General features: G+C 47.4%; 22 protein-coding genes, 2 other RNA genes and 1 pseudogene. 3 read left to right on the top strand and 22 right to left on the bottom strand.

Going from position 1 to position 19,530, the window contains the following annotated elements:
• Nucleotides 1-15: 15 nt before the first annotated feature.
• The 4 genes from BM056_RS05310 to rnpB all read right to left on the bottom strand — a co-directional run bounded on the left by BM056_RS05310 (nt 16) and on the right by rnpB (nt 1,934).
• Nucleotides 16-336 carry an SCP2 sterol-binding domain-containing protein gene (locus tag BM056_RS05310; protein WP_092469453.1) on the bottom strand — a complete coding sequence of 107 codons (321 nt, stop codon included), beginning with the start codon at nt 334-336 and terminating at the stop codon, nt 16-18.
• Nucleotides 337-570: 234 nt separating this feature from the next.
• Nucleotides 571-1,188 (bottom strand): TetR/AcrR family transcriptional regulator, encoded by a 618-nt coding sequence (locus BM056_RS05305; RefSeq protein WP_092469451.1) that lies wholly within the window; start codon nt 1,186-1,188, stop codon nt 571-573.
• Nucleotides 1,189-1,327: 139 nt separating this feature from the next.
• Nucleotides 1,328-1,508: non-coding RNA, 6S RNA (gene ssrS / locus BM056_RS05300), on the bottom strand.
• A gap of 88 nt (nt 1,509-1,596) precedes the next feature.
• An RNA gene (gene rnpB, locus BM056_RS05295) (RNase P RNA component class B) lies at nt 1,597-1,934 on the bottom strand.
• 243 nt (nt 1,935-2,177) lie between these two features.
• On the opposite strand from rnpB, the gene BM056_RS26080 reads away from it, so the two are divergent.
• From BM056_RS26080 to BM056_RS26075, 3 genes are all read left to right on the top strand, one after another.
• On the top strand, nt 2,178-2,342 hold the full coding sequence (locus tag BM056_RS26080; protein WP_165613390.1) for a hypothetical protein: 165 nt from the start codon (nt 2,178-2,180) through the stop codon (nt 2,340-2,342).
• Nucleotides 2,343-2,494: 152 nt separating this feature from the next.
• On the top strand, nt 2,495-3,337 hold the full coding sequence (locus BM056_RS05290; RefSeq protein WP_238456319.1) for a Gmad2 immunoglobulin-like domain-containing protein: 843 nt from the start codon (nt 2,495-2,497) through the stop codon (nt 3,335-3,337).
• Between the two features lie 25 nt (nt 3,338-3,362).
• The gene (locus tag BM056_RS26075) at nt 3,363-3,530 is read left to right on the top strand and encodes a hypothetical protein (protein ID WP_165613388.1); all 168 of its coding nucleotides are present in this window, start codon (nt 3,363-3,365) and stop codon (nt 3,528-3,530) included.
• Nucleotides 3,531-3,549: 19 nt separating this feature from the next.
• Here BM056_RS26075 and BM056_RS05285 read toward each other — a convergent pair whose 3' ends face one another.
• The 18 genes and pseudogenes from BM056_RS05285 to BM056_RS05205 all read right to left on the bottom strand — a co-directional run bounded on the left by BM056_RS05285 (nt 3,550) and on the right by BM056_RS05205 (nt 19,471).
• Entirely contained in the window at nt 3,550-3,813 is a 264-nt protein-coding gene (locus BM056_RS05285) for a hypothetical protein (protein ID WP_092469449.1), read from the bottom strand.
• Between the two features lie 166 nt (nt 3,814-3,979).
• Nucleotides 3,980-4,567, bottom strand: a complete 588-nt coding sequence (locus BM056_RS05280) for a hypothetical protein (RefSeq protein ID WP_092469447.1) — start codon at nt 4,565-4,567, stop codon at nt 3,980-3,982.
• Nucleotides 4,568-4,685: 118 nt separating this feature from the next.
• Nucleotides 4,686-5,111, bottom strand: a complete 426-nt coding sequence (locus tag BM056_RS05275) for a peptidylprolyl isomerase (RefSeq protein WP_092469932.1) — start codon at nt 5,109-5,111, stop codon at nt 4,686-4,688.
• A 138-nt stretch (nt 5,112-5,249) separates the two neighbouring features.
• The gene (locus BM056_RS05270) at nt 5,250-5,498 is read right to left on the bottom strand and encodes a DUF1540 domain-containing protein (RefSeq protein ID WP_092469446.1); all 249 of its coding nucleotides are present in this window, start codon (nt 5,496-5,498) and stop codon (nt 5,250-5,252) included.
• 402 nt (nt 5,499-5,900) lie between these two features.
• A complete protein-coding gene (locus tag BM056_RS05265; protein WP_092469444.1) occupies nt 5,901-7,211 on the bottom strand; it encodes a TRAP transporter large permease in 1,311 nt (436 codons plus the stop codon).
• Complete coding sequence (locus tag BM056_RS05260; RefSeq protein ID WP_092469442.1) at nt 7,208-7,699, bottom strand: TRAP transporter small permease; 492 nt, start codon at nt 7,697-7,699, stop codon at nt 7,208-7,210. The genes BM056_RS05265 and BM056_RS05260 overlap by 4 nt, the downstream gene beginning before the upstream one ends.
• 20 nt (nt 7,700-7,719) lie before the next feature.
• Complete coding sequence (locus tag BM056_RS05255; RefSeq protein ID WP_092469930.1) at nt 7,720-8,796, bottom strand: TRAP transporter substrate-binding protein; 1,077 nt, start codon at nt 8,794-8,796, stop codon at nt 7,720-7,722.
• A gap of 337 nt (nt 8,797-9,133) precedes the next feature.
• Complete coding sequence (locus BM056_RS05250; protein WP_092469440.1) at nt 9,134-10,231, bottom strand: methyl-accepting chemotaxis protein; 1,098 nt, start codon at nt 10,229-10,231, stop codon at nt 9,134-9,136.
• Nucleotides 10,232-10,711 (bottom strand): MCP four helix bundle domain-containing protein, encoded by a 480-nt coding sequence (locus BM056_RS05245; protein WP_092469438.1) that lies wholly within the window; start codon nt 10,709-10,711, stop codon nt 10,232-10,234. It lies immediately after the preceding gene.
• A 145-nt stretch (nt 10,712-10,856) separates the two neighbouring features.
• Nucleotides 10,857-10,934: pseudogene (locus BM056_RS27585) on the bottom strand (hypothetical protein); the annotation flags it as partial.
• Nucleotides 10,935-11,002: 68 nt separating this feature from the next.
• Nucleotides 11,003-11,626 (bottom strand): Fe-only nitrogenase accessory AnfO family protein, encoded by a 624-nt coding sequence (locus tag BM056_RS05240; RefSeq protein WP_092469436.1) that lies wholly within the window; start codon nt 11,624-11,626, stop codon nt 11,003-11,005.
• Between the two features lie 132 nt (nt 11,627-11,758).
• The gene (locus BM056_RS05235) at nt 11,759-12,070 is read right to left on the bottom strand and encodes a (2Fe-2S) ferredoxin domain-containing protein (RefSeq protein ID WP_092469435.1); all 312 of its coding nucleotides are present in this window, start codon (nt 12,068-12,070) and stop codon (nt 11,759-11,761) included.
• Entirely contained in the window at nt 12,067-13,026 is a 960-nt protein-coding gene (nifB, locus tag BM056_RS05230; RefSeq protein ID WP_435050950.1) for a nitrogenase cofactor biosynthesis protein NifB, read from the bottom strand. The genes BM056_RS05235 and nifB overlap by 4 nt, the downstream gene beginning before the upstream one ends.
• 9 nt (nt 13,027-13,035) lie before the next feature.
• On the bottom strand, nt 13,036-14,433 hold the full coding sequence (locus BM056_RS05225; RefSeq protein ID WP_092469433.1) for a nitrogenase component 1: 1,398 nt from the start codon (nt 14,431-14,433) through the stop codon (nt 13,036-13,038).
• Complete coding sequence (gene nifE / locus BM056_RS05220) at nt 14,399-15,799, bottom strand: nitrogenase iron-molybdenum cofactor biosynthesis protein NifE (protein WP_092469431.1); 1,401 nt, start codon at nt 15,797-15,799, stop codon at nt 14,399-14,401. The genes BM056_RS05225 and nifE overlap by 35 nt, the downstream gene beginning before the upstream one ends.
• Before the next feature lie 191 nt (nt 15,800-15,990).
• A complete protein-coding gene (gene nifK / locus BM056_RS05215; RefSeq protein ID WP_092469429.1) occupies nt 15,991-17,373 on the bottom strand; it encodes a nitrogenase molybdenum-iron protein subunit beta in 1,383 nt (460 codons plus the stop codon).
• A 1-nt stretch (nt 17,374) separates the two neighbouring features.
• Nucleotides 17,375-19,012: a nitrogenase molybdenum-iron protein alpha chain gene (gene nifD / locus BM056_RS05210; protein ID WP_092469427.1), complete on the bottom strand. Its 1,638-nt coding sequence runs from the start codon at nt 19,010-19,012 to the stop codon at nt 17,375-17,377.
• 78 nt (nt 19,013-19,090) lie between these two features.
• The gene (locus BM056_RS05205; protein WP_092469425.1) at nt 19,091-19,471 is read right to left on the bottom strand and encodes a P-II family nitrogen regulator; all 381 of its coding nucleotides are present in this window, start codon (nt 19,469-19,471) and stop codon (nt 19,091-19,093) included.
• Nucleotides 19,472-19,530 lie beyond the last annotated feature (59 nt).

The following is a 19,530-nucleotide window of genomic DNA, read 5'->3' as shown; positions in this document are numbered from 1 at the left end:
TTAAATATGTCGCAGTTAGCTTAAAAGTGTCTGCAGCCGCATAGCCAAAGACATGTCACCGGCTACTTTCAATTTACCGCTCATAAACGCGCCCATGCCGTCCAGCTTGCCGTCAACCATATCCTGAAAATCAGCTGCTTCCATGGAAATTGTGATACTGGGGTTGTCAGCTGTGCCTTCGTTTACTTGAGCCGCACCATTGTCGAACACAACAAAGTATTCTCCACCGCCGTCACCGGAAAGGCTAAACTGGTAAGTAGCTGTAAGGCCGGCCATCTTGGAAGGGTCAGCGTTCAGTTTTTCCTGGATTCCTGCAAAAACTTCTTTCATGCTCATTAATATAATCCTCCTTTAATATAGTCTTTATCTCGTTAACCGCCGCTAAGACTCCCGCCTCTACAGGCGGGAGTTAAGCGGCGATAAACTCGAAATAAGTGCGACTAAGGTCAGGTGGGGTCAAAACCCCGCCTGAACCAAGTCTTCTTTATCAGATCGGCGCGTTAAATGACACCGCATCTCTCACAAAAACAAATTAGTGAATGAATTTTCATTCACTAATGCTGCTATTACTTAAACAGCAATACCACGCAAGACTAAATTGATAATATGATTTAACCTTTCCTCCAATCGGACTGGTGAAACCATATCTTCCCGCCAAAGAGAATGCAATAATTCTTTTCTGGTGAGGTATACCAGGCAAAGTCCATGGATGCTAATTATCAGTTGGTTAACGTCAACATCGGGACGGATTTGCCCTTTGCTTACCCCGGCCTGAAAGATTTTGCTCAGACCGGGCATGGCGTTCTTTAGATACCCTGACAGCAGCCGTCTTGCGTGCCTACTGTCGTAGAGGTTCTCCCAGCTGAGTAAACGTATAAAATTTTCATTATTGGCCAGAAAGTAAAAATATTCCCGGATGATAATACACAGGTTATCCAGGGGATTGGCAACAGGGTCGAATACTTTTTCCCCCAAAGCATAAACCTTGCCAAAATTGTATTTTAGCACTTCAACATACAGGTTTTCTTTACTCTGGAAGTAATGGTAAATCATCCTTTTATTGACTTCCGCTTCGGCTGCTATTTCGTCCACCCGGGCACCGTCCAACCCTTTTTGGGCAAAGATTCTCTCTGCACAAAACAACAGCCGCTCTTTAGTATCTTCCTGCCTGTTACCTCTTTCCCCCATAGACACCTCACAGGTAACTGTTTAGTTACCACAAGTTTAACCTAAGATTCTTGATATTGTCAATATCCAGCTTGAATATTCTGAAAAAATAAAAGCAAAAACAAAGGGCCCCCGCGATAAGCGAAGACCCATTGAAACCGTTTTCCCCACCAAGCCGTAACCCGTAGCTTTTTATCAACCCACCTCTCCCAGGTGGGTGCCCGGCCGGTTGTTTCTGCCTTCCGCAAAGCATGGCGGTCTGACATAAGCACCCGGACCGAAACTCCCTTGTTACTTTTGTAGGTTAAAAAAACAAGGGGCTACGTACCAAGTAGGTAATATTATAATCTCATAAATTATAAGTTTTTTCAAGATTGTTTGACAATAACCTTATGGCATTAGTTGTCAATTATAAATAAACCGAAGCACGGCCGTAAGCGAGATTCTGTTTCGACAGTCATCTATCTAAGCAGACCATGGGTCTGCCTCCCCCGGACGGGGGCGCCCCTACCCGCGGCTCAAAGGCCGCCTATTTGGGTTGCACGCTGGCGGAGTTTACCCTTGCACTCACCGGTTACCCGGTGACATAGTTTCTGTGGCACTTTATGACTACTCAAAACCCGTTGGGTTTCTTTTGCCGTCGTCAGGTCGCCCTGCCCCGGCTTGCGCCGGGCACCGTACTACACCGGTCAAAGAATGCACCGGTGTGCGTGTCTCGACTTTCCTCTACCGTCCGTTTAAACGGACGGCAGCGACTGTCCGCCGTACTTCGATATATTTAAATGTTGACATTACGTAATTATAAACCATTCAGCGGTCTTATGCAAATGTAATGTATACCAACATTAATTCGTTGACTACATAGGTTTATAGTGATACATTTAAAAAAACACTCGCCAAAGGAACTGTCATTACGAGTGCAGCAAAGCAATCCCAGTATAGATTGCCACATCGTTACACTCCTTGCAATGACAGACTCCAGACTTTTCGACATTGAAAGGAGGATTTAAATGGAAGGATACTGGATGGATTTTTATATCATCATGGGTACCTTTGCAGTTGTTGGCATTGTCTCGGGGATATTTGCCAATTCGATTAAAAAAGCAATGAGTAAACTTGAATACCTGGCCAACGGCAAAGTAACCGATCATCACTCATATATCCCCTATGATTAATGAACTATTTGTTTATTAAAGATCTCCTTCAATATGCACGGAAGGAGATCTTTACGTTATGTATGGAAAAAATCCCGGTAAAATGGTATACTGTTATATATTTTCTGCTAATTAATATTAGCATTCTTAGTATTTACAAAGGAAGTGAAGTATTGCGGTTACGCTATAAAGTATTGTTCCTTTTAATTTTATCGCTAGTAATAGCCGTGGCGGGATGCAGCACCAGGGAACCTTCGGTGGTTGAGTCCGAGCAACCGGGCAATGCCAATGCGGAGCAAAAACAACAGGATGTAAACCTGGCACTTTATTTTGTTAAATTTACTGCAGATGATGCTTATTTGGTCAGAGAAGTTCGTTCCATACCTTATACTAAAGATGTAGCCACGACAGCCATGACAGAATTAATTAAGGATTCAAAGAGCATTTTTGCACCAGGAACCGAAGTGCTGGGCATAACTATTGAAAACGGTCTGGCAACGGTTAACTTCAATGATCAGGTACTGGCAGCCAACGTCGGTGCTGCCGGTGAGGAACTGGGCATTCAGAGTATCGTCAATACGCTGACTGAACTTCCCAACATTGAAAAAGTTGCTTTTCAGGTTGATGGAAAAACAGAAGGGCGCGCCATGGATTGGTGGGGACATGTAGGACTTTATGAACAGCCGTTTTCCAGGGATCTTTCCAAAGTATACGAACCTACCATCTGGGTAACCCACCCTACGCCCAACCAGGTTGCCAGTGTTCCCCTGCTGATTAAAGGCAGCGCCAGAGTATTTGAAGGAACGGTCAGCGCCAGATTGCTGGATGAGAAAGGTAATGTTCTGGCCGAAAGCAGCGCAACAGCCACGGCAGGCGCACCCGAACGAGGCAATTTTGAAATGAGCATTAAATTTGCTCCTCCGGCAGAAGGACACGGAGTCTTAGAGGTTTATTGGGCCAGCCCCAAGGACGGTAGTATGCTGGACACAGTTTCCATTCCGCTGCAATGGCCTTAATACAACAGGAGGTGTGCTTTATACCATGAGCAAGACAATTAACAACAAGCCAATAAACAGTTTTCCCACGGATAACAGAAACGCAGAAATAGTATCCAAGAGGGTAAAAAAGGATCTTGCCTGGGTTATTGTAAGCGTGGCTCTGGCATTGGCCGCAGCCGCGGCTACTTATATGTTAATAAAACCTGCCTAGCATGGCAGGTTTTTTCCTGCTAACGGTATTCAAAGTACCAAAGCACGGCTGCACCGGCCATTCCAAGTACTTTAATTAAACCAGATCTTTTATCTCCAATAATTCCCTTATACTTAAACCATTCCACCAGCCCCGTTGGAATGACAAATATTATAAACACAGCCCGGGCCAGCTGAGCTAAAGCCGGATTCCCGAGGGACAAGAACCATAGAATTAATGCCCACAGGACCATAGCCATAGTAATCCGTACCGGCTGCGAAATTCCCTTTCCTTTTTCCGTCAAAATATAACGCCCCCCTTTCCTTTGTAGTATTCATTTTTAGCCCGGTAATTCCTCCCGAATAAACAAGAAAAAAACTCCGTCCACCTGGACGGAGTAGCTGAGAGAGATTTAGGAGGCTGGTTACTGCTCACTGCAGTAATTATATTATTGCCTTGAATTTTTCTTTTTATCCCTGATTTTTTAAATCTTTTATCATATGCCTGGCTATGCCGTGAAATGACATGGCAAAAGAATTAAAATGTACTACCCATTGTTCCCCAAGAAAGGTTACGCTAAAAGGTTCAGTACTCCGCACCGTGCCGTCGGACATCGTATAAACAACCTCCACCAGAGCTTTGTCATTTCCTACCGGGCGTAGATCTTTTAACTGCCATGCAATCGGATGAAGCTGTTCCATTTCCTGCTGCAGTTCTGCCAAAGATATCTCACTACCGCTTTCATCAAGGTCAATCAGGCAGGTTTGGGCCTTACTCAAATCATTAATGATTAGGCTGTCAATTAGTATATTTAGTACTGACTTAACATCGGAAATATTTTTATTATATTGATCTGCTGTATATACCGTGCTTTCCTTTTGGCTTGGCAGAGATGTAGCCAAAGCTATATCCGAGGTTTTAGATTGGGGTTTATTTTCCTCCCCGCTTGCTGCCTGATCCACTGCAGGTTCTTTTTCCACCGCTGTTAATTTGGGCAGCGAACAACCTGCAAGAAGAATCACAAGTATCAACAAGGCCCCCAAACACCTTGGCACCATTTGCAAACTCCTTTCGGTTCCGCATCAGGTCTTATTGTTGCTGTAATTGCCAGAGCAATCCAGAAGCCGGCCCGGGTGCCCGGGTTAATAAACGGCTTCCCGGGCCAGAGTAAAATATTTATTCAATTACCTTGACTTCTGCCATCTTATCTCCTATTTCCAGTTCGTCAACCACATTCATTCCTTTAGTCACTTTGCCGAATACGGCATATTGTCCATCCAGCCAGCTGGCATCAGTTTTAAGAATATAAAATTGAGAACCAGCCGAATCGGGATTGGCAGACCTGGCCATGGCAAGCGCTCCGCGCAGGTTTTTTAAATCATTATGGGTTTCCAATTTAATCGTCCACCCTGGACCGCCTGTACCGTTCCCTTTGGGATCTCCTCCTTGAACCACCCATTGTTCTACCCGGTGAAAGGTCAGCCCGTTGTAAAAACCATCCTCTGTTAATTTTAGAAAGTTGCCAACTGTAATAGGCATCTTATCCGGGTATAATTCAAGTTCAATTTCGCCTTTGTTAGTGTTCAACATTATTTTTTTCATTTGTTCCAAGATACCAGCTCCCTGTTTCTTAAATTTAACACTCTTAGAAATAATATACCCTTTTGATGCCCGGAACAACCCTCAAAAACCACGTCATAAAAGAAGCGAACCCGGTCCATGACCGGGTTCACTCTGGCATTACGCCATTTTGGTAATGCCGTCTGATGTTTTTTGGTTAGATCCTTTGGGAACAAAAGTCTTACAGCAGGTAGCCATACAGGATTGAGCCGAAGTAGGGGTGAGTTGCTGGGCCATGGTAGCATCAATGGCGTCCGAACGGTTGTCTCCAAATTCGTCAGAGGCAACCAGAATCTCATTAGCGGAACACTTATTACCATTCACCCAATAGTGGCAGTTGTTAATAATGCAGTGAATGTGCTGGTTCAAACGCTAACCCCCCTTATTGGATTTTATCGTTCCCCAATTTATTATCCTTCAAAACGTTGTTTTTATGTACGTTTACATTAATCCATAAATATTAAAATTTTGTCATTCGCCTGACAGAGTTTTACTAAATAAAATGATAGTTTATAGGTATCCCATAAGAAATAAATCCTCTATCCCCAGAATCTCAAAAAAGCCCCTTTCGGGGCTTTTTGCCTTAAGTTGATTATATACAACACTTTATTCCGACAAAGCAAAAAAAATAATCGCTAAAATAAAGATTGCAACGATACCAAAAACAAAGTATAGCAACAGAGACATAATCGAAGACCACCTTAAAATATGGTTTTGACTAGGTTATCCCCGAATGTCCTCTTTTATATGTTTTATTTACACCGGATTTGATTAATGTAACAACATTTGTGGCAATATAGTGGCGATTTGTGGAAATATAATTAAAATAGTCAGGCAAATAAATAAAGCGAGCAAAAATGGCCAAATACCTTTAAAAATCACTTCCAGGGGTATGTCCGGGGCAACTCCCTTAATCACATAAACATTCATACCCACCGGCGGCGTAATGACTCCCATGGCAACTACCAATACGATAATTACCCCGAACCAAATCGGGTCATAATCCAAGATATTGACGGCGACCGGGTAAAAAATAGGAATGGTTAATAAAACCAACGCCAGCGCGTCAATAAAACAGCCTAAAACAAGGTAAATAAGTAATATTACAGCCATAACTACAAAGGGCGGAAACGGCAAGGCACCTGCCCAGTTGGCCAGTTCAAAGGGAACCCTGCTAACCGCCATAAAACGTCCGAAAATCACTGCTCCCGCCACCATTAGCATAATCATAGCCGTAGTTCTGGTGGTATCAAAAAGGGATTTTTTTAAGCCCTCCCAGCTGATGCGTTTTTCCAGAAGGGCAACTGCCAGTATTCCGGCGGCACCCACAGCCCCCGCTTCGGTGGGGGTAAACCAGCCGGCGAAAAGGCCGCCTATTGACAGGCAAAAAACCACCAATACTTCACCCAATCCACCACGCAGAGCAGAAATCCTTTCTTTCCAACTTGCTTTCGGTCCGGCAGGACCAAGCTGAGGATTTCGGGCAACTAAAAAAAAGATAACCGACATGTAAAGCAGCATCAACAGTATACCCGGTAAAATACCGGCCATAAATAATTCACCAATAGACTGTTCGGTAGACATCCCGTAAACAATAAAAATAACACTGGGGGGTATCAGCACCCCCAAAACCCCACCGGCCGCCACACTGGCGGTAGCCAGTGAAGTGTCGTACTTATATTTTTTCATTTCCGGCAGGGCAATAGCGCCCATGGTGGCAGCCGTAGCGGTATTGGAGCCGCATATTGCCCCAAACACCGCGCAGGCGGCCTGGGTTGCGATAGCCAGGCCGCCCGGTAAATGTCCGATCATTTTATAGGCAAAAACATATAATTTTGAGCCTATTCCCGAGTAATAAGCCAGAAATCCCATCCAAACAAACATGGCAATTACGCTAAGGGTATATGATGAAAAAGTCAAATATGTTTCTTTGGCCACCATACTAAAAGCCGCAGTCGTAGAAGTTAACATACTGAAACCGGCAAAGCCTACCAGTGCCATAGCAAAGGCGATCGGCATCCTTAATATGAGCAACGCAAAGAAAGCACAGATACCAATCAAACCAAGTGTTTCAGGGCTCATTTATTAATAGCCGCCTTTCTGATTGACTCAAGTAGTCTTAAAAGAAGCACCAGGCACAGGGCCAACAGCCCAAATGACACCATATAGATAAAGGGGTAAAAAGGTATCTGCGAGGTTGGCGATACTACTCCATTGGCATTCATGCTGCCTGCGTATTTAGCGATGTACCAGGCCGCTACCCCCCAGAAGGAAATAGCCAGTACATTAGTAAAAACATCAACGCAGGCCTGCAATCTCCTGGAAAATTTATCAACTACAAAGCTAACCGCGATATGGCCGTTTTGCAGGGCACATGAAGCCAGGGCCAGGCCGATCAATCCGGCGGTCAAATAACCCACGAACTCATAGGTGCCCAGGATAGGCCGGCCGGCCGCCGCACGCATGATAATATTAACAACAGCCAGCACCATTACCGCTACCGTGCAAAATGCGGCTATCGCATCCAATAATTTACTGAACCCGGCAACCATGCCCGACAATTTTTTCATGACTCTAACGACCTCCAAATTTACTTGAATTGTTGATTATACTTATCAGCCAAACTTTTAACCGTATCTAAAATTTCCTCACCGTTAAACCCTTTTTCATTCATATTAGCCACAAAATCATCTTGAATCGGTTTAACCAGGCTGATCCATTTGTCTTTTTCGTCACCCGGCAGTGTTATGACTTCCATACCCTTTTCATCAACCGCCCACTTAAGCGCCGGTTCGTTTTGTTGATCCCACAGTCCGGCACCAACTTCATTAAAGAACTTATTATTTACTTCTTCTATGGCCTTTTGATTTTCCGGACTCAAAGAATTCCATTTATCCAGATTCATCGTCACAAAGAATAAAGTGTTGTAAAGGAAAGGGGTCTGGGTCAAATAATTGGTCACCTCGGCCTGCTTCCAGCCTTTCAATACCTCAACAGGCCCCAGGTTGCCTTTAACAACCCCTTTGGATAATGCTTCATAGGCCTCTGATTGGGGCATCGCTACCGGGGTGGCCCCCAGCAATTCCAGCGTTTTGGCGCTAAGTCCGGTTGCCCGCACTTCCAGTCCCTTAAGATCGTTTAAAGTACGCACCGGAACCTTGGTATATAAGTCGCCAGGGCCGGTGGTAATCACCATCATCAACTTGGTATCCTGGACCTCTTGCGGATTTAATTCTTGAATACCCTCCCAGGCAACATTGCTGGCAACCTTGGAATTATTATAGGTAATGCCGGGTAATTCAAATGCTTCGAGAATCGGGAAACGGCCCCTGGTATAAGAGAAGCATGAGAGCCCCATGTCGGCAATACCATTAACTACACCGTCATAAACAGCATCTGCCTTAAGCAGTGTCTCACCGGGGTAACTTGTAATTTTAACCTGTCCGTTGGTTGCTTCCTCAATAGCCTTGGACCAGGGCTGGATTAAATCAGTCTCTGCAGGATGTGTGCTGGGGAAAAAGTGAGCCAGTTTGAGTTCCACAACTTGCTGTTCACCCTGTTCCGCCGGAGCATTGGCAGAGGAACAACCCGTTACAACAACCAATAGTGCCGCCGCTAAAAAAACCAGTAATGACAATAGCCGCCGTTTCTGCAACAAATTAAACACCTTTAACCATCCTCCCGTAAAATAATTATAAAGCAATAAAAAAAACCCCCGTAGGAGTTAAAAAGAACCGTCCCTGTAGCCGGGCATATTACATCAATAACATGCCGGAAAACAAGCATCCCTTTTTCCTACCGTTCTAGCCATCCTACCATTTAAAACCAACTACCCTAACCGTACTGCCTAACCTCACATAAGCCGGACTCACTAATTCCGGCAAGTGTCCTGCTTAAAGATTCCATACTGCATATAAATATCTTATTCAGCGAAAAAATAAAGTTTCCTGCAACATTAGTAATTTTTTTAGCTAAATTTTATATTTTTATACTATTCTTAAATACTATACCTTAAATTTTTTTACAAGGGCAGTCAGATCCGCTGCTAAATTATTTAATGATTCAGCAGAAGCTGATACTTCTTCCATCGAGGCTGTTTGCTCCTCAGTGGAAGCGACAGCCACCTGTATTCCGGAAGCCATTTGGCCCGCTGCGGTAGCTACTTCACTGATTTGCCCATTTAGTCCCTGCACCGCACCAATAATATCTTTAAAGTTTTGTCCGACCTCCTGTACAACCTTATCGCCTTCTGCTACGTTTTTACCACCTTGTGCCATTATATCTACAGCTTTTTGCGACTCTAACTGTATGGCGTTAACCAAGCCGTAAATCTCTTTAGCGGCATCGGCCGACTGTTCAGCCAATTTTCGGACCTCTTCCGCCACCACGGCAAACCCGCGCCCTTGCTCCCCTGCCCGGGCAGCTTCTATGGCAGCGTTAAGTGCCAGCAGATTTGTCTGCTCCGCAATATCGGTGATCAATTCAACTATCTGCCCAATCTCCCGGGACTTTACACTAAAACCATCAATTACCGCCGCTGCCTCGCCGGCTGAACCGGCAATGATTTGCATTTGACCGGTAAACCTGGAAATCCCTTCCGCTCCCTTAGCGGCAAAACCTGATGCCGAATCGGATGCTGCCTTTATTTGATTAATATTAGCAGAAACACGTTCCACAGTTGAAGATATTTGACTCATAGCGGCAGAAGATTCGTTGGCGCCGGCGGCTGTTTGCTGGGCACTGGCTGTCAACTGCCCGGCCGAACCGGCTACGGTATGAGCTTTCTCCATTATCTGGCCAACCAGGTCGCGCACCTGCACTACCATTTTTCTAAATGATTCAGCCAGTATGCCAACTTCATCCCTGCTTTTAACCGGAATATCCACGGTTAGATCACCGGAAGAAGCAAGATCAGCCGCACGGGCAAGCTGAGAAACCGGATGGCTGATACTGCGAGCAAAAATAAACGCAATGACTATCCCGATTAATATAATTACTCCCGCTACGCCAAACATAGTGTTACGGGCTTCATAAAAATTTTTGGCTTGTTGTGCATATTGCTCCTGAATATTTTTTTCTTCAATCCCAACTAATATTTCCAATTAATCCTGGATTTTTGTCATTAAAGGTTTTGACTGGGAGTTAAGTAATATTGTGCCTTGCTCAACATCGCCGGCCAAACCAAGCTGAGTAATTTTATTGTTATAGTCCACAGCCTTCTCCAGGTTATTTGCTATTAATGTGAGCAGCGCCAAACCTTCTTTATTTTCTTCCAGTTCTTTTAACTGATTAAAATATTTATGATACTCAGAGCGCGCTATTTCTATTTTATTAACATAATCAAGCTTCAGGGATTGGTCCTCCTCCAGCAGTACATCGCGCGTCAGCAAATCAATGGTTTGTATATCGGCAAGCATATGATAGGCCAGGTTAATCTTGTTGCTATTCAATTTATATGCATCATTGAGATCACTATTTAACCGTTCCATGATCCGAAAACCTGTAACCAGCAATCCAATTAACAGCACAAAAACAAGGACGAAACCCAGCCCCAGGCGCCCCGCAATTTTTAAACTTGCCATTATTGCCTCACCTTTCCAAGTTTATGGAATTAAATTCATAAAACAAATTTTCAACCAAGACTCCCAAAAACCTTTTGGCTTTTGTGTATTTTTTAATACTATTTAGATTATTTTAACAATTTCCAGGGAAGAAAACGTTCAGTAACTATTCTCTGGCAGTGAATTCAAATTTCACTTTACCGTTTTGAAGCACTAACATGGCCTCGAAGCTTTTGCCGGTTTTAGACTTGAATCATTATACTGTAAAATTCAAAACAAAAAGACGCTTTAAGCGCCTTTTTATTGGTTATTTCATAGTTCATTACAGCATTTTTTTGATATAATTATTTTTTTCCCTCCCTCTAAGATTTCACCTTTTAGCACGCCTGCGGCAAATTCCGCCTCCAACCAGGGTGGAACGTGGCTGCAGATTACTTCCAGTTCAAAAAAATTCTCCCGGCGCAGAAACGGCTGCAGTACCTGTTTGGAGGTAATGCCACCGCCGTCGTCCTGGATTTCTTTGATGGAAACGAGATAACGCCCTTCACCGATCTCCGCCGGCACCGGAATAACAACGGCGGTGCTTTTTTCAGCCAAGCTTTGCTCATTATCTTCACAGGATAGAATATAATCCAAAAAATCACCGGGTTTTCCCTGCATCTCCCAAACCGTACAATCGGATTTTTCCAATTCAAAATAGGGTATCCCGGTAACTGTATGCCCCACAAATATTTTGCAGCTGCCCATTACATCAGTCATTTCGTCCATCATCCGGCGCAGTCCGACCATTCCCTCAGCAGAATTTGGATTAAACCTTTTCTCCCGGCAAGTCTTCCAACTGCCTTGTCTTTTACGGTATACCACCAATTTACCCGGGACGTTTAAAGCTGCTGTTTCGCCATTCTCATTCTCGTAAACCGCTATATCAAAACCCATTATGAATCACCTCCGGGGTAGAACCTTTAACTATCCTGAAAAATTTTCACGTTACTTGTATCTGGCGCTCCGGCGGTTCCCTCCGTGCGCTACGCAATTTTCCTGGTATCTTTTATAGCTTCCAAATGAAGGTTACTTTAGGAGTAACCGCTCTACAACATTGCCACCCAAGATGTGCTCCTCCATGATTTCCTCCACATCGTCCGGAGTTACACCACCGTACCAGACATTATCCGGGTAAATTATCACCACGGGGCCGTGCTCACAGAGGCCCAGGCAACCGGTATTGGAGATAAAAATCTCCCCGGATAATCCCTGGTCTTCAATTTCTTCCAAAAAAGAGGCCAATATCTCTACGGAAGACTTGCCGTGACACAGGCCCTTTGGTTGGCTGCCGGTCCTGGTGCTGGTGCAAACGAATATATGGTGTTTCGGTTTATTCATCTAACTCCCCCCATCGCCACTTTTTGTTCCTGGCCACAGCCGCCGCAATTAGTATTAAGCTTTTTACCCGCAGTGCTGAATTCCCGGGACCGGTCTTCGTCCAGCAGTCCGATGGCGTCGGCCCGGCATTGCTTACAATGGCGCATCTGTCGCATATCTTGGCCGCAAATATCACGCATCCGGTTAAGTTCGGCCACATCAGTGGGCGCGAAATTCTCAAAGGCACTGCCCGGAGCGGGCACCAGCGGCATGATGTTGGTTATGAACGCGCCGAGGCCTTTTACCAACCGCACCACCTCGGGAATTCTTTCATCATTGATGCCCTTGACCATCACGATGTTAATTTTTACCAGCACCCCCTGCCGGGCCAGAAACTCAATACCCTTCTGCTGGTTTTGCAATAGTATTGCCGCCCCCGCCGCACCGCGGTAAACCCGGCCCTGATAATTCACGTGCTTATAAATCAACGACCCGGTATCAGGCTCAATGCAGTTAACGGTTACGGTTACATGCTTGACGCCCAGCTGCACGATCTCCCGGGCATAATCCGGCAACCTCAGGCCGTTGGTGGACAGGCAGAAAATAACTTCCCGGTCAACTTCCTTGATTAGTTTAATGGTTCTGCTGACACTGCCCCAGTTGGCCAGAGCGTCTCCCGGACCGGCTATGCCAACCACGCTAAGGTTGGCAACCTTATCCCGCACCAGCAGGTATTTATCCCTGGCGGCTTCCGGAGTCAACACCTCGCTGGTCACCCCGGGTCTGCTCTCATTAACACAGTCATACTTGCGATTACAGTAGTTGCAGCTAATATTGCACCGTGGCGCTACAGGCAGGTGCATCCGCGCGTAAGTCCGATGTGCTTTGAAAGAATAGCAGGGATGCCGGTCTGTCATTTCCAGGGTGCCGGCCTCTACCTGCGTCGCATGAGAATTGCTCGCACAGTTAAAGTTCAATGTATTCACTCACCTCTTTAGCGCAGTTCGTTCTGAGATTGTTTTCCGGTAAAATTTCCGGTACATGACGGCGCGGTAGTTTTTGTGTTTGTGTTCCAAAATGGTATTGGTAACCCGGTCCAGAAACATAGTGGTGCCGGTATAACCTACTGATAACAACCGCTGGCCACCCACCTGGTCGTGAATGGGAAAGCCTAGCCTGACCAGAGGTATACCTTCTTTTTCCGTCAGGAACTTACCGTCGGAATGCCCGATGGCTATATTCACCCCGGTCTCCCGGCATGCTTCTCGGATTTGTGTAAAATCAGTTTCCTTGAGCAAGCGCGCTTGCTGTGGACTGTCCGCCAGGACAGGCCCAAGCATTTTTTCCAGATTGGCAGTCCCGCTGCCGGTGGCCACCACCGCCGGGTACAAACCGTTTTCCGCACAAGTTCGCGCCGCGGCATAAACCAATTCCGGATCGCCAAAAACGGCTCCGCAGCCCTGGGCATTGTATTTATGCGAGTCCACCATGCAGTCCAGCAGGCGGCCTCTCTCCATATTCAGCGACTGGGGCGCGTTGTTTCCACTTAATTGCGCCAGCAGGTTTATCAAGCTATCCGTGGCCTCAACACCCATGGGCACCGGCAGGTTATATAGGGGCACCCCAAATTCTGTTTGCAAATAGTGGCCTGGAGATAATTTTTCCTCTACCGTCACGCCAAATTGAACGGTGGCCACTGCGCCGGGCATACGGCGAATGGACTCAATGGAAGTACCTCCCGGGGGAATTTTGGTGTAAGGTCTGGCAATGGGCCGGTCCAAAGTATCGGATATATCCGGCAACAGTGTATACCGGACTCCCATCAACTTCAGGATACGCTTGATTTCCCGGATATCGGCAGGACTGAGGTTGGGTACAATGACATTTATGCCGTCATGTTTTTCCGTATTCTCAGCCAGACCGGCCACAATTTTTTTCACCGCCAGCCAGTATCCCTCACTGTGAGTACCACCGTAGCCGGGAGTGGAAACGGCAATCAGGGAGATTCCCTCCAGATCCCGCTGTTTCAAATAAAACCGGGTGATCCCCTCCACATCCTCCCCAATGGTTTCCGCCAGGCAGGAGGTGAGTATACCGATTAGCCGGGGCTGGTAGACCTTACGGATATTGTCCAGAGCCTGAAACAGATTCTGGGCCCCACCGTAAATAGTTCCTTTTTCATTGATGGAGGAGGAACCCACATCGATGGGTTCATTATAGTGCTCGGCGATGTGCCGCCGCATATAGGTGCTGCAGCCCTGGGAGCCGTGGATGATCACCATGGCCTCCTCAATACCCTTGAAAGGCAGGATGCCACCCATGGGCATGCACATATTGCAGGGATTTTCATTAACCGATCGGTATGCTGTTGTTTCCCGCGTCATAGATTCCACCCCCTATTCCCCGGGCATATTTCCAAACCGGCGAACAAACCGTGGAATACACCTCCCGGGCAAAATTCACAGCACCCACATAACCGCTCAAAGGATGCTTGCGGTTGTGGTTATGGTCGATGAAGGCCACTCCTAATTTATAGGCCAAAGGCCTTTCTTTAACTCCGCCTACCAGCAGGTGAGCCCCTTTTTCAATCATAAAACGCTCCAGTTCGGAAGGGTTGGCATCATCCAGGATGACTGTCCCGTCATCGGCCAGATCATGTAGCGTCCGGTAATCTTCCTCCCTGCCGGTTTGGGTACCGACCATAACCACATCAATACCTATTTCCCTGAACTGTTTAATTAACGAAATGGCCTTAAAGCCGCCGCCCACGTAAACAGCCGCCTTTTTACCGCTAAGTATTTCCCGGTAACGCTCAATCTGCGGCCTGACCGCAGCGGTTTCCCGCTCTATCAGCTTCTCCGTCAGCTTCATCATCCCGGCATCATTGAAGAAAGCGGCAATTTTACGCAAAGACGCCGAGGTATCTTCCAGCCCCAGGAACGAGACCTGCAGGGAAGGTATGCCGTAAAGCTCCTCCATCCGCCGGGCCAGGTAAGCCATGGAACCGGCGCACTGGATGATATTCAGCGAGGCCTCGGGGGCTTTTTTCAAATTATGATAGTTACTGTCCCCAGTGAAAGCCACATTTACTTCCACGCCGATTTGCCTCAGGTAATCGGTGATAATCCAGGCCTCGCCGGCCAGATTAAAGTCTCCCAGATAATTAAGGGTTTTTTTGCGGCTTTTAACTCCACCCGGCGGCTCGATGAGTCGCAGCAGCGCATCGCAGGCCGCCCGGTAACCAGCTGATTTATTACCGATGAAACCACTGGATTGAACAGGTATAACTCTGATGCCGTGCTTGATAGCCGCGTTTTTACAAACTGCTTCCAGATCGTCACCAATTACTCCCACCACACAGGTGGCATATACAAAAACCAGTTCGGCCCGGTACTTTTGTACCAGTTCATCAATAGCCCTGGCCAGTTTTTTTTCACTGCCAAAGATGACATCGTTTTCTTTAAGATCAGTCGAAAAGCTGTTGCGGTAAAGTTCCGAACCACTGCTGAGGCTGCCCCGGATGTCCCAGGTATAACTGGCACAGCCGATGGGGCCGTGCACCAGGTGGATAGCGTCGGTAACCGGGTTCAAGACAACCCTGGCCCCGCAGTAAACGCAGGCCCGCTGGCTGACACAACCGGCAATACTGTCCGCATCGCACTTAAGCCGGTTTTTCCTCTGCCGCCCCTTTACCAGAATGGACGATTCCCTTTCCACGATTAAATTTTCATTTGATACAGCCCCCGCCATTTTTATCACCTCAACTTCAATATAGGAATTCAGAATTCAGGAGTCAGGAGTCAGAATTCAGAATAAAACAAGAAAAAAGAATTATCATTCTTCCTGACTCTCAGCACCTGGTCCCTGTCCCAAATTTTTAATTAGCTCTTTCCGCTGGCTCCTGTCTTCTGACTACTGTCTCCTGACTCCTGATTACTTAATCAAAGTACCAGTTCAAAGTCCTCATCCGCCGCATCACGGTCCTGGCGGTCCAACAGGGCATTGCCGATCATCTCCACCAGCCGCATAGCGCCCCGGTAACCAACGATGGGCTGATAAGGATGAACGCCCCGGTCCAGTATGGGGAACCCCACCCGCACGAAAGGAATGTCTTCCGCCCGTGCGATAAATTTGCCGTAAGTGTTGCCCATCAAAAGATCCACGGGCTCGTTTTTAATCCACTGGTGCAGTTCAAACAGGTCCCCGGGAGCCTTAACCCGTCCCTCCAGGCCAGCCGCCGCCAGCATGGCCTTAATTTCCTTCTCAAATATACCCGATTCGGTCAGAGTGCCACTGGGGGTACCGGTAAGCACGTACAGCGGCTGCATCCCCAGGCTTAAAACGAATTCCGTCAACCCGGTGAGGATATCGGGATCGCCGAAAATTGCCACTTTCTTTCCGTAAAAATGATGGTGGTTGTCGGTCATTACATCAACCAACTGGCCGCGCTCTTCCTCCAGTTCATAAGGTATTTCACGGACAAATTTGCCCCGTAGAGTCATTAGTAAATCATCGGTGGCCTTAATCCCAATCGGTGTTTTCAAGGTCAGGGCCGGCACCCGGCAGTTCCGCTCCAGCAGGTGGGCCGCAGAGCTGGAAGCATAATCACCGAGGGCAATGGTAAGCCTGGAATTGCCCGCATCTCTGATATCGTCCACCCGTGCTCCACCGGCAGGAAACATATGAAACTTACCCGTCATGGGCGAGTCCAAAACCCCGGAAGTATCCGGAAACATGATTAGCTTGACACCCATTTTCCCCACCAGCCGCTTAATTTCGCGCATGTCTCCCGGATTTACGAAACCGGGGATGATATTCACCTGCTCCTTTTTTTCGTCCGTATCAGCCTGGGCCAAGTAAGCCACCATGCCTTTAACCATGTTGGCAAAACCGGTAATATGTGAGCCCTGGTAACTTGGCGTATTGGCGTGAATTACTATCTTGCCTTCGGGAACCTCGGCGGTTTTAATAATCGTCGGAATGTCATCACCGATGGTCTCCGACAGGCAGGTAGTGTGCACCGCCATTACATCAGGATTATAGATGGAAAAAACGTTTTTAATGGCGGTTTTCAGGTTCCCGCCGCCCCCGAATACCGAGGCGCCCTCGGTAAAAGAGCTGGTGGTGGCCATTACCGGTTCTCTGAAGTGCCTGGTCAGGTGCGAGCGGTGATAAGCGCAGCAGCCCTGGGAACCGTGGCTGTGGGGCATGCAATTGTGAATGCCCAGGGCGGCGTACATAGCCCCGATGGGCTGGCAGGTCTTCGCAGGGTTAATCACCCCGCCTTTGCGTTTAATTAATTCCTTGGGCGTGCAGTCCAACATTTTATGTCGCTACCTCCTCAACGCATGTATTAGCCGTACAATTCTCTATGGTACCCTCCAGCAGCGGCTGATCTTTCCAGGGCGGAACGATAAAGTTCCACGTTGGAGTGGCGAATCCCATAGCTATGTCACGGGCGAAATTTACCGCACCCCGAAAACCTGCATAAGGACCGCTGTAATCATAATTGTGCAGCTGTTTGGTGGGGATGCCCATTTTTTGGGGAATATATTTATCCTTGATCCCCGAGGAGAAGATATCCGGCTTAAAGATTTTAATAAACTCCTCGGTCTCATAATGGTTCAAATCGTCAACTACAATGCTGCCGTCCGCCATGTCGTCAATCATGCCCTTATAGTTGTTTAACGGAATGTCTTGCTTAAGTTCCTCCATTCTCTCCACCGGTATTTTCAACCGGTAGCGCCGCTCGTCCGGGGCTACATGCAAGTCGGGAATATTTTTGCTGTCTGCGTCGGCTTTTATGTTGGGCAATATATCCCGGCCCTCGTAATCGTCCCGGTGGGCGAATTCGTAACCCGCCAGCACAGTGGTCACACCCAGTTCCTCGTATAAGCCCTGGTAATGGTGACCGCGCGAACCTCCAACGAAACAAAAGGCGGTTTTATTGGCGCAGATTTTCCGGTAAGGCTCCAGCTGCGGCTCAATCTCAGCCAGTTCCTTCTCAATTACTTCTTCGGTACGTTTGATCAGAGCCTCGTCCCCAAAGTACCGGGCCATGTTGCGCAGCGTTTCAATGGTGGCCCGAATGCCGATAAAGTTAACCTTCAGCCAGGGAGTACCATACTTGGTTTCCAGCATGGTGGCGATGTAGTTGATTGACCGATGGCACTGCACCAGATTCAGCTGCGCCACGTGGGCGTTTTTAAGTTTTTCATAAGAGCCGTTGCCGGTCATTACCACCTGGATTTCGTAGCCGATCTCGTTTAAAATCCGTTCAACTTCCCAGCTGTCGCCGCCGATATTGTATTCGCCCAGAATATTGATGGTATATTTGCTGGGCGGCTCCTCCCAGTCGCCCTCGCCGATAATATTCTCCATCAGCCCGTTATTGGCAATGTGGTGGCCGGCAGACTGGCTGACCCCTTTATACCCCTCACAACTGTAAGCCGTGATATTCAGGCCGTGTTTGGCCCGGGCCGCTCTGGCCACCGCCTGAATGTCATCGCCGATAAGGCCCACCGGACAGGTGGCGGAAATAGTGATAGCATTGGGCTTGAATATTTCCACCACTTCGTCGATCATACGAGCCAATTTCTTTTCGCCGCCGAAAACGATGTCGCTTTCCTGCATATCCGTTGATACACAGTAAGCCAGGAAATTTTGTTTCGGTTCATCAGCCCTGGCTTTGTTGCGCCGGGTCAGCCAACTATAGTAAGCGCAGCCGATGGGGCCGTGTACGATATGCACCATGTCTTTGAGCGGTCCCAGCACCACGCCCTTGCAGCCGGCGAAGGCACAGCCGCGGTTGGTGATGATCCCCGGAATGGTTCTGGTGTTGGCTTCTATCTCCTGAATTTCCTGGGCAGAGTCCCTGATCAAGATATGTTTTTTACGATTGCGCTTCACCTTGGCGGGATATTTATTGAGAATCTCTTCCAGCATTTTTTCATTGATAGCCAAAATTATCCACCTCACTTATTTGGAGACATTCCCCAACCCCACAGCCGGGCCTCACAAGGGAGGTATGTCCCCTTTCCTTTATATTGCCGCCTCGCCCCGTTCGCCGGTCCTAACCCGCGCGGCATCCAGAACGGGACAGATAAATATCTTGCCGTCACCCTTATTGCCTTCTTTGTTGACGTTTATGATGTTGTCTACAACTTTATCAACCTCGTTATCCTGAACCAGTATACTAAGCATACGTTTGGGAATCAGCCGGCTGCCTTTGGACAGGCTTTCGCTGACAATACCGGCTATTTCCTCGGTGGCGCCCATATCGCTCAATACCGACAGGTCCACGTGAATCTTACCCCGGCCCATTACCTTCATGGCGTGCAATCCGCAGACCCCGTTATCAGCCAGGGCTTTTTTGGTGACATTAACCTTGTTCATCCTGATAATAGCAATAATCTCTTTCATGACCATCCTCCTTTAATTGGGAACATACCTCAGACCCCGAAGCCCGACCCCAAAGGGGA

It is taken from the genome of Desulfotruncus arcticus DSM 17038 (genome assembly GCF_900113335.1).
In the GTDB taxonomy this organism is placed as follows: Bacteria; Bacillota; Desulfotomaculia; order Desulfotomaculales; family Desulfallaceae; genus Desulfotruncus; species Desulfotruncus arcticus.
This window is presented reverse-complemented; position numbering and strand designations above follow the sequence as displayed.

Coding starts and splice junctions, on each gene's coding strand:
- BM056_RS05310 (WP_092469453.1), bottom strand. CDS start 336: ATGAGCATGAAAGAAGTTTTTGCAGGAATCCAGGAAAAACTGAACGCT.
- BM056_RS05305 (WP_092469451.1), bottom strand. CDS start 1,188: ATGGGGGAAAGAGGTAACAGGCAGGAAGATACTAAAGAGCGGCTGTTG.
- BM056_RS26080 (WP_165613390.1), top strand. CDS start 2,178: ATGGAAGGATACTGGATGGATTTTTATATCATCATGGGTACCTTTGCA.
- BM056_RS26075 (WP_165613388.1), top strand. CDS start 3,363: ATGAGCAAGACAATTAACAACAAGCCAATAAACAGTTTTCCCACGGAT.
- BM056_RS05280 (WP_092469447.1), bottom strand. CDS start 4,567: ATGGTGCCAAGGTGTTTGGGGGCCTTGTTGATACTTGTGATTCTTCTT.
- BM056_RS05275 (WP_092469932.1), bottom strand. CDS start 5,111: ATGAAAAAAATAATGTTGAACACTAACAAAGGCGAAATTGAACTTGAA.
- BM056_RS05265 (WP_092469444.1), bottom strand. CDS start 7,211: ATGAGCCCTGAAACACTTGGTTTGATTGGTATCTGTGCTTTCTTTGCG.
- BM056_RS05260 (WP_092469442.1), bottom strand. CDS start 7,699: ATGAAAAAATTGTCGGGCATGGTTGCCGGGTTCAGTAAATTATTGGAT.
- BM056_RS05245 (WP_092469438.1), bottom strand. CDS start 10,711: ATGGCAAGTTTAAAAATTGCGGGGCGCCTGGGGCTGGGTTTCGTCCTT.
- BM056_RS05240 (WP_092469436.1), bottom strand. CDS start 11,626: ATGGGTTTTGATATAGCGGTTTACGAGAATGAGAATGGCGAAACAGCA.
- BM056_RS05235 (WP_092469435.1), bottom strand. CDS start 12,070: ATGAATAAACCGAAACACCATATATTCGTTTGCACCAGCACCAGGACC.
- BM056_RS05225 (WP_092469433.1), bottom strand. CDS start 14,433: ATGACGCGGGAAACAACAGCATACCGATCGGTTAATGAAAATCCCTGC.
- nifE (WP_092469431.1), bottom strand. CDS start 15,799: ATGGCGGGGGCTGTATCAAATGAAAATTTAATCGTGGAAAGGGAATCG.
- nifK (WP_092469429.1), bottom strand. CDS start 17,373: ATGTTGGACTGCACGCCCAAGGAATTAATTAAACGCAAAGGCGGGGTG.
- BM056_RS05205 (WP_092469425.1), bottom strand. CDS start 19,471: ATGAAAGAGATTATTGCTATTATCAGGATGAACAAGGTTAATGTCACC.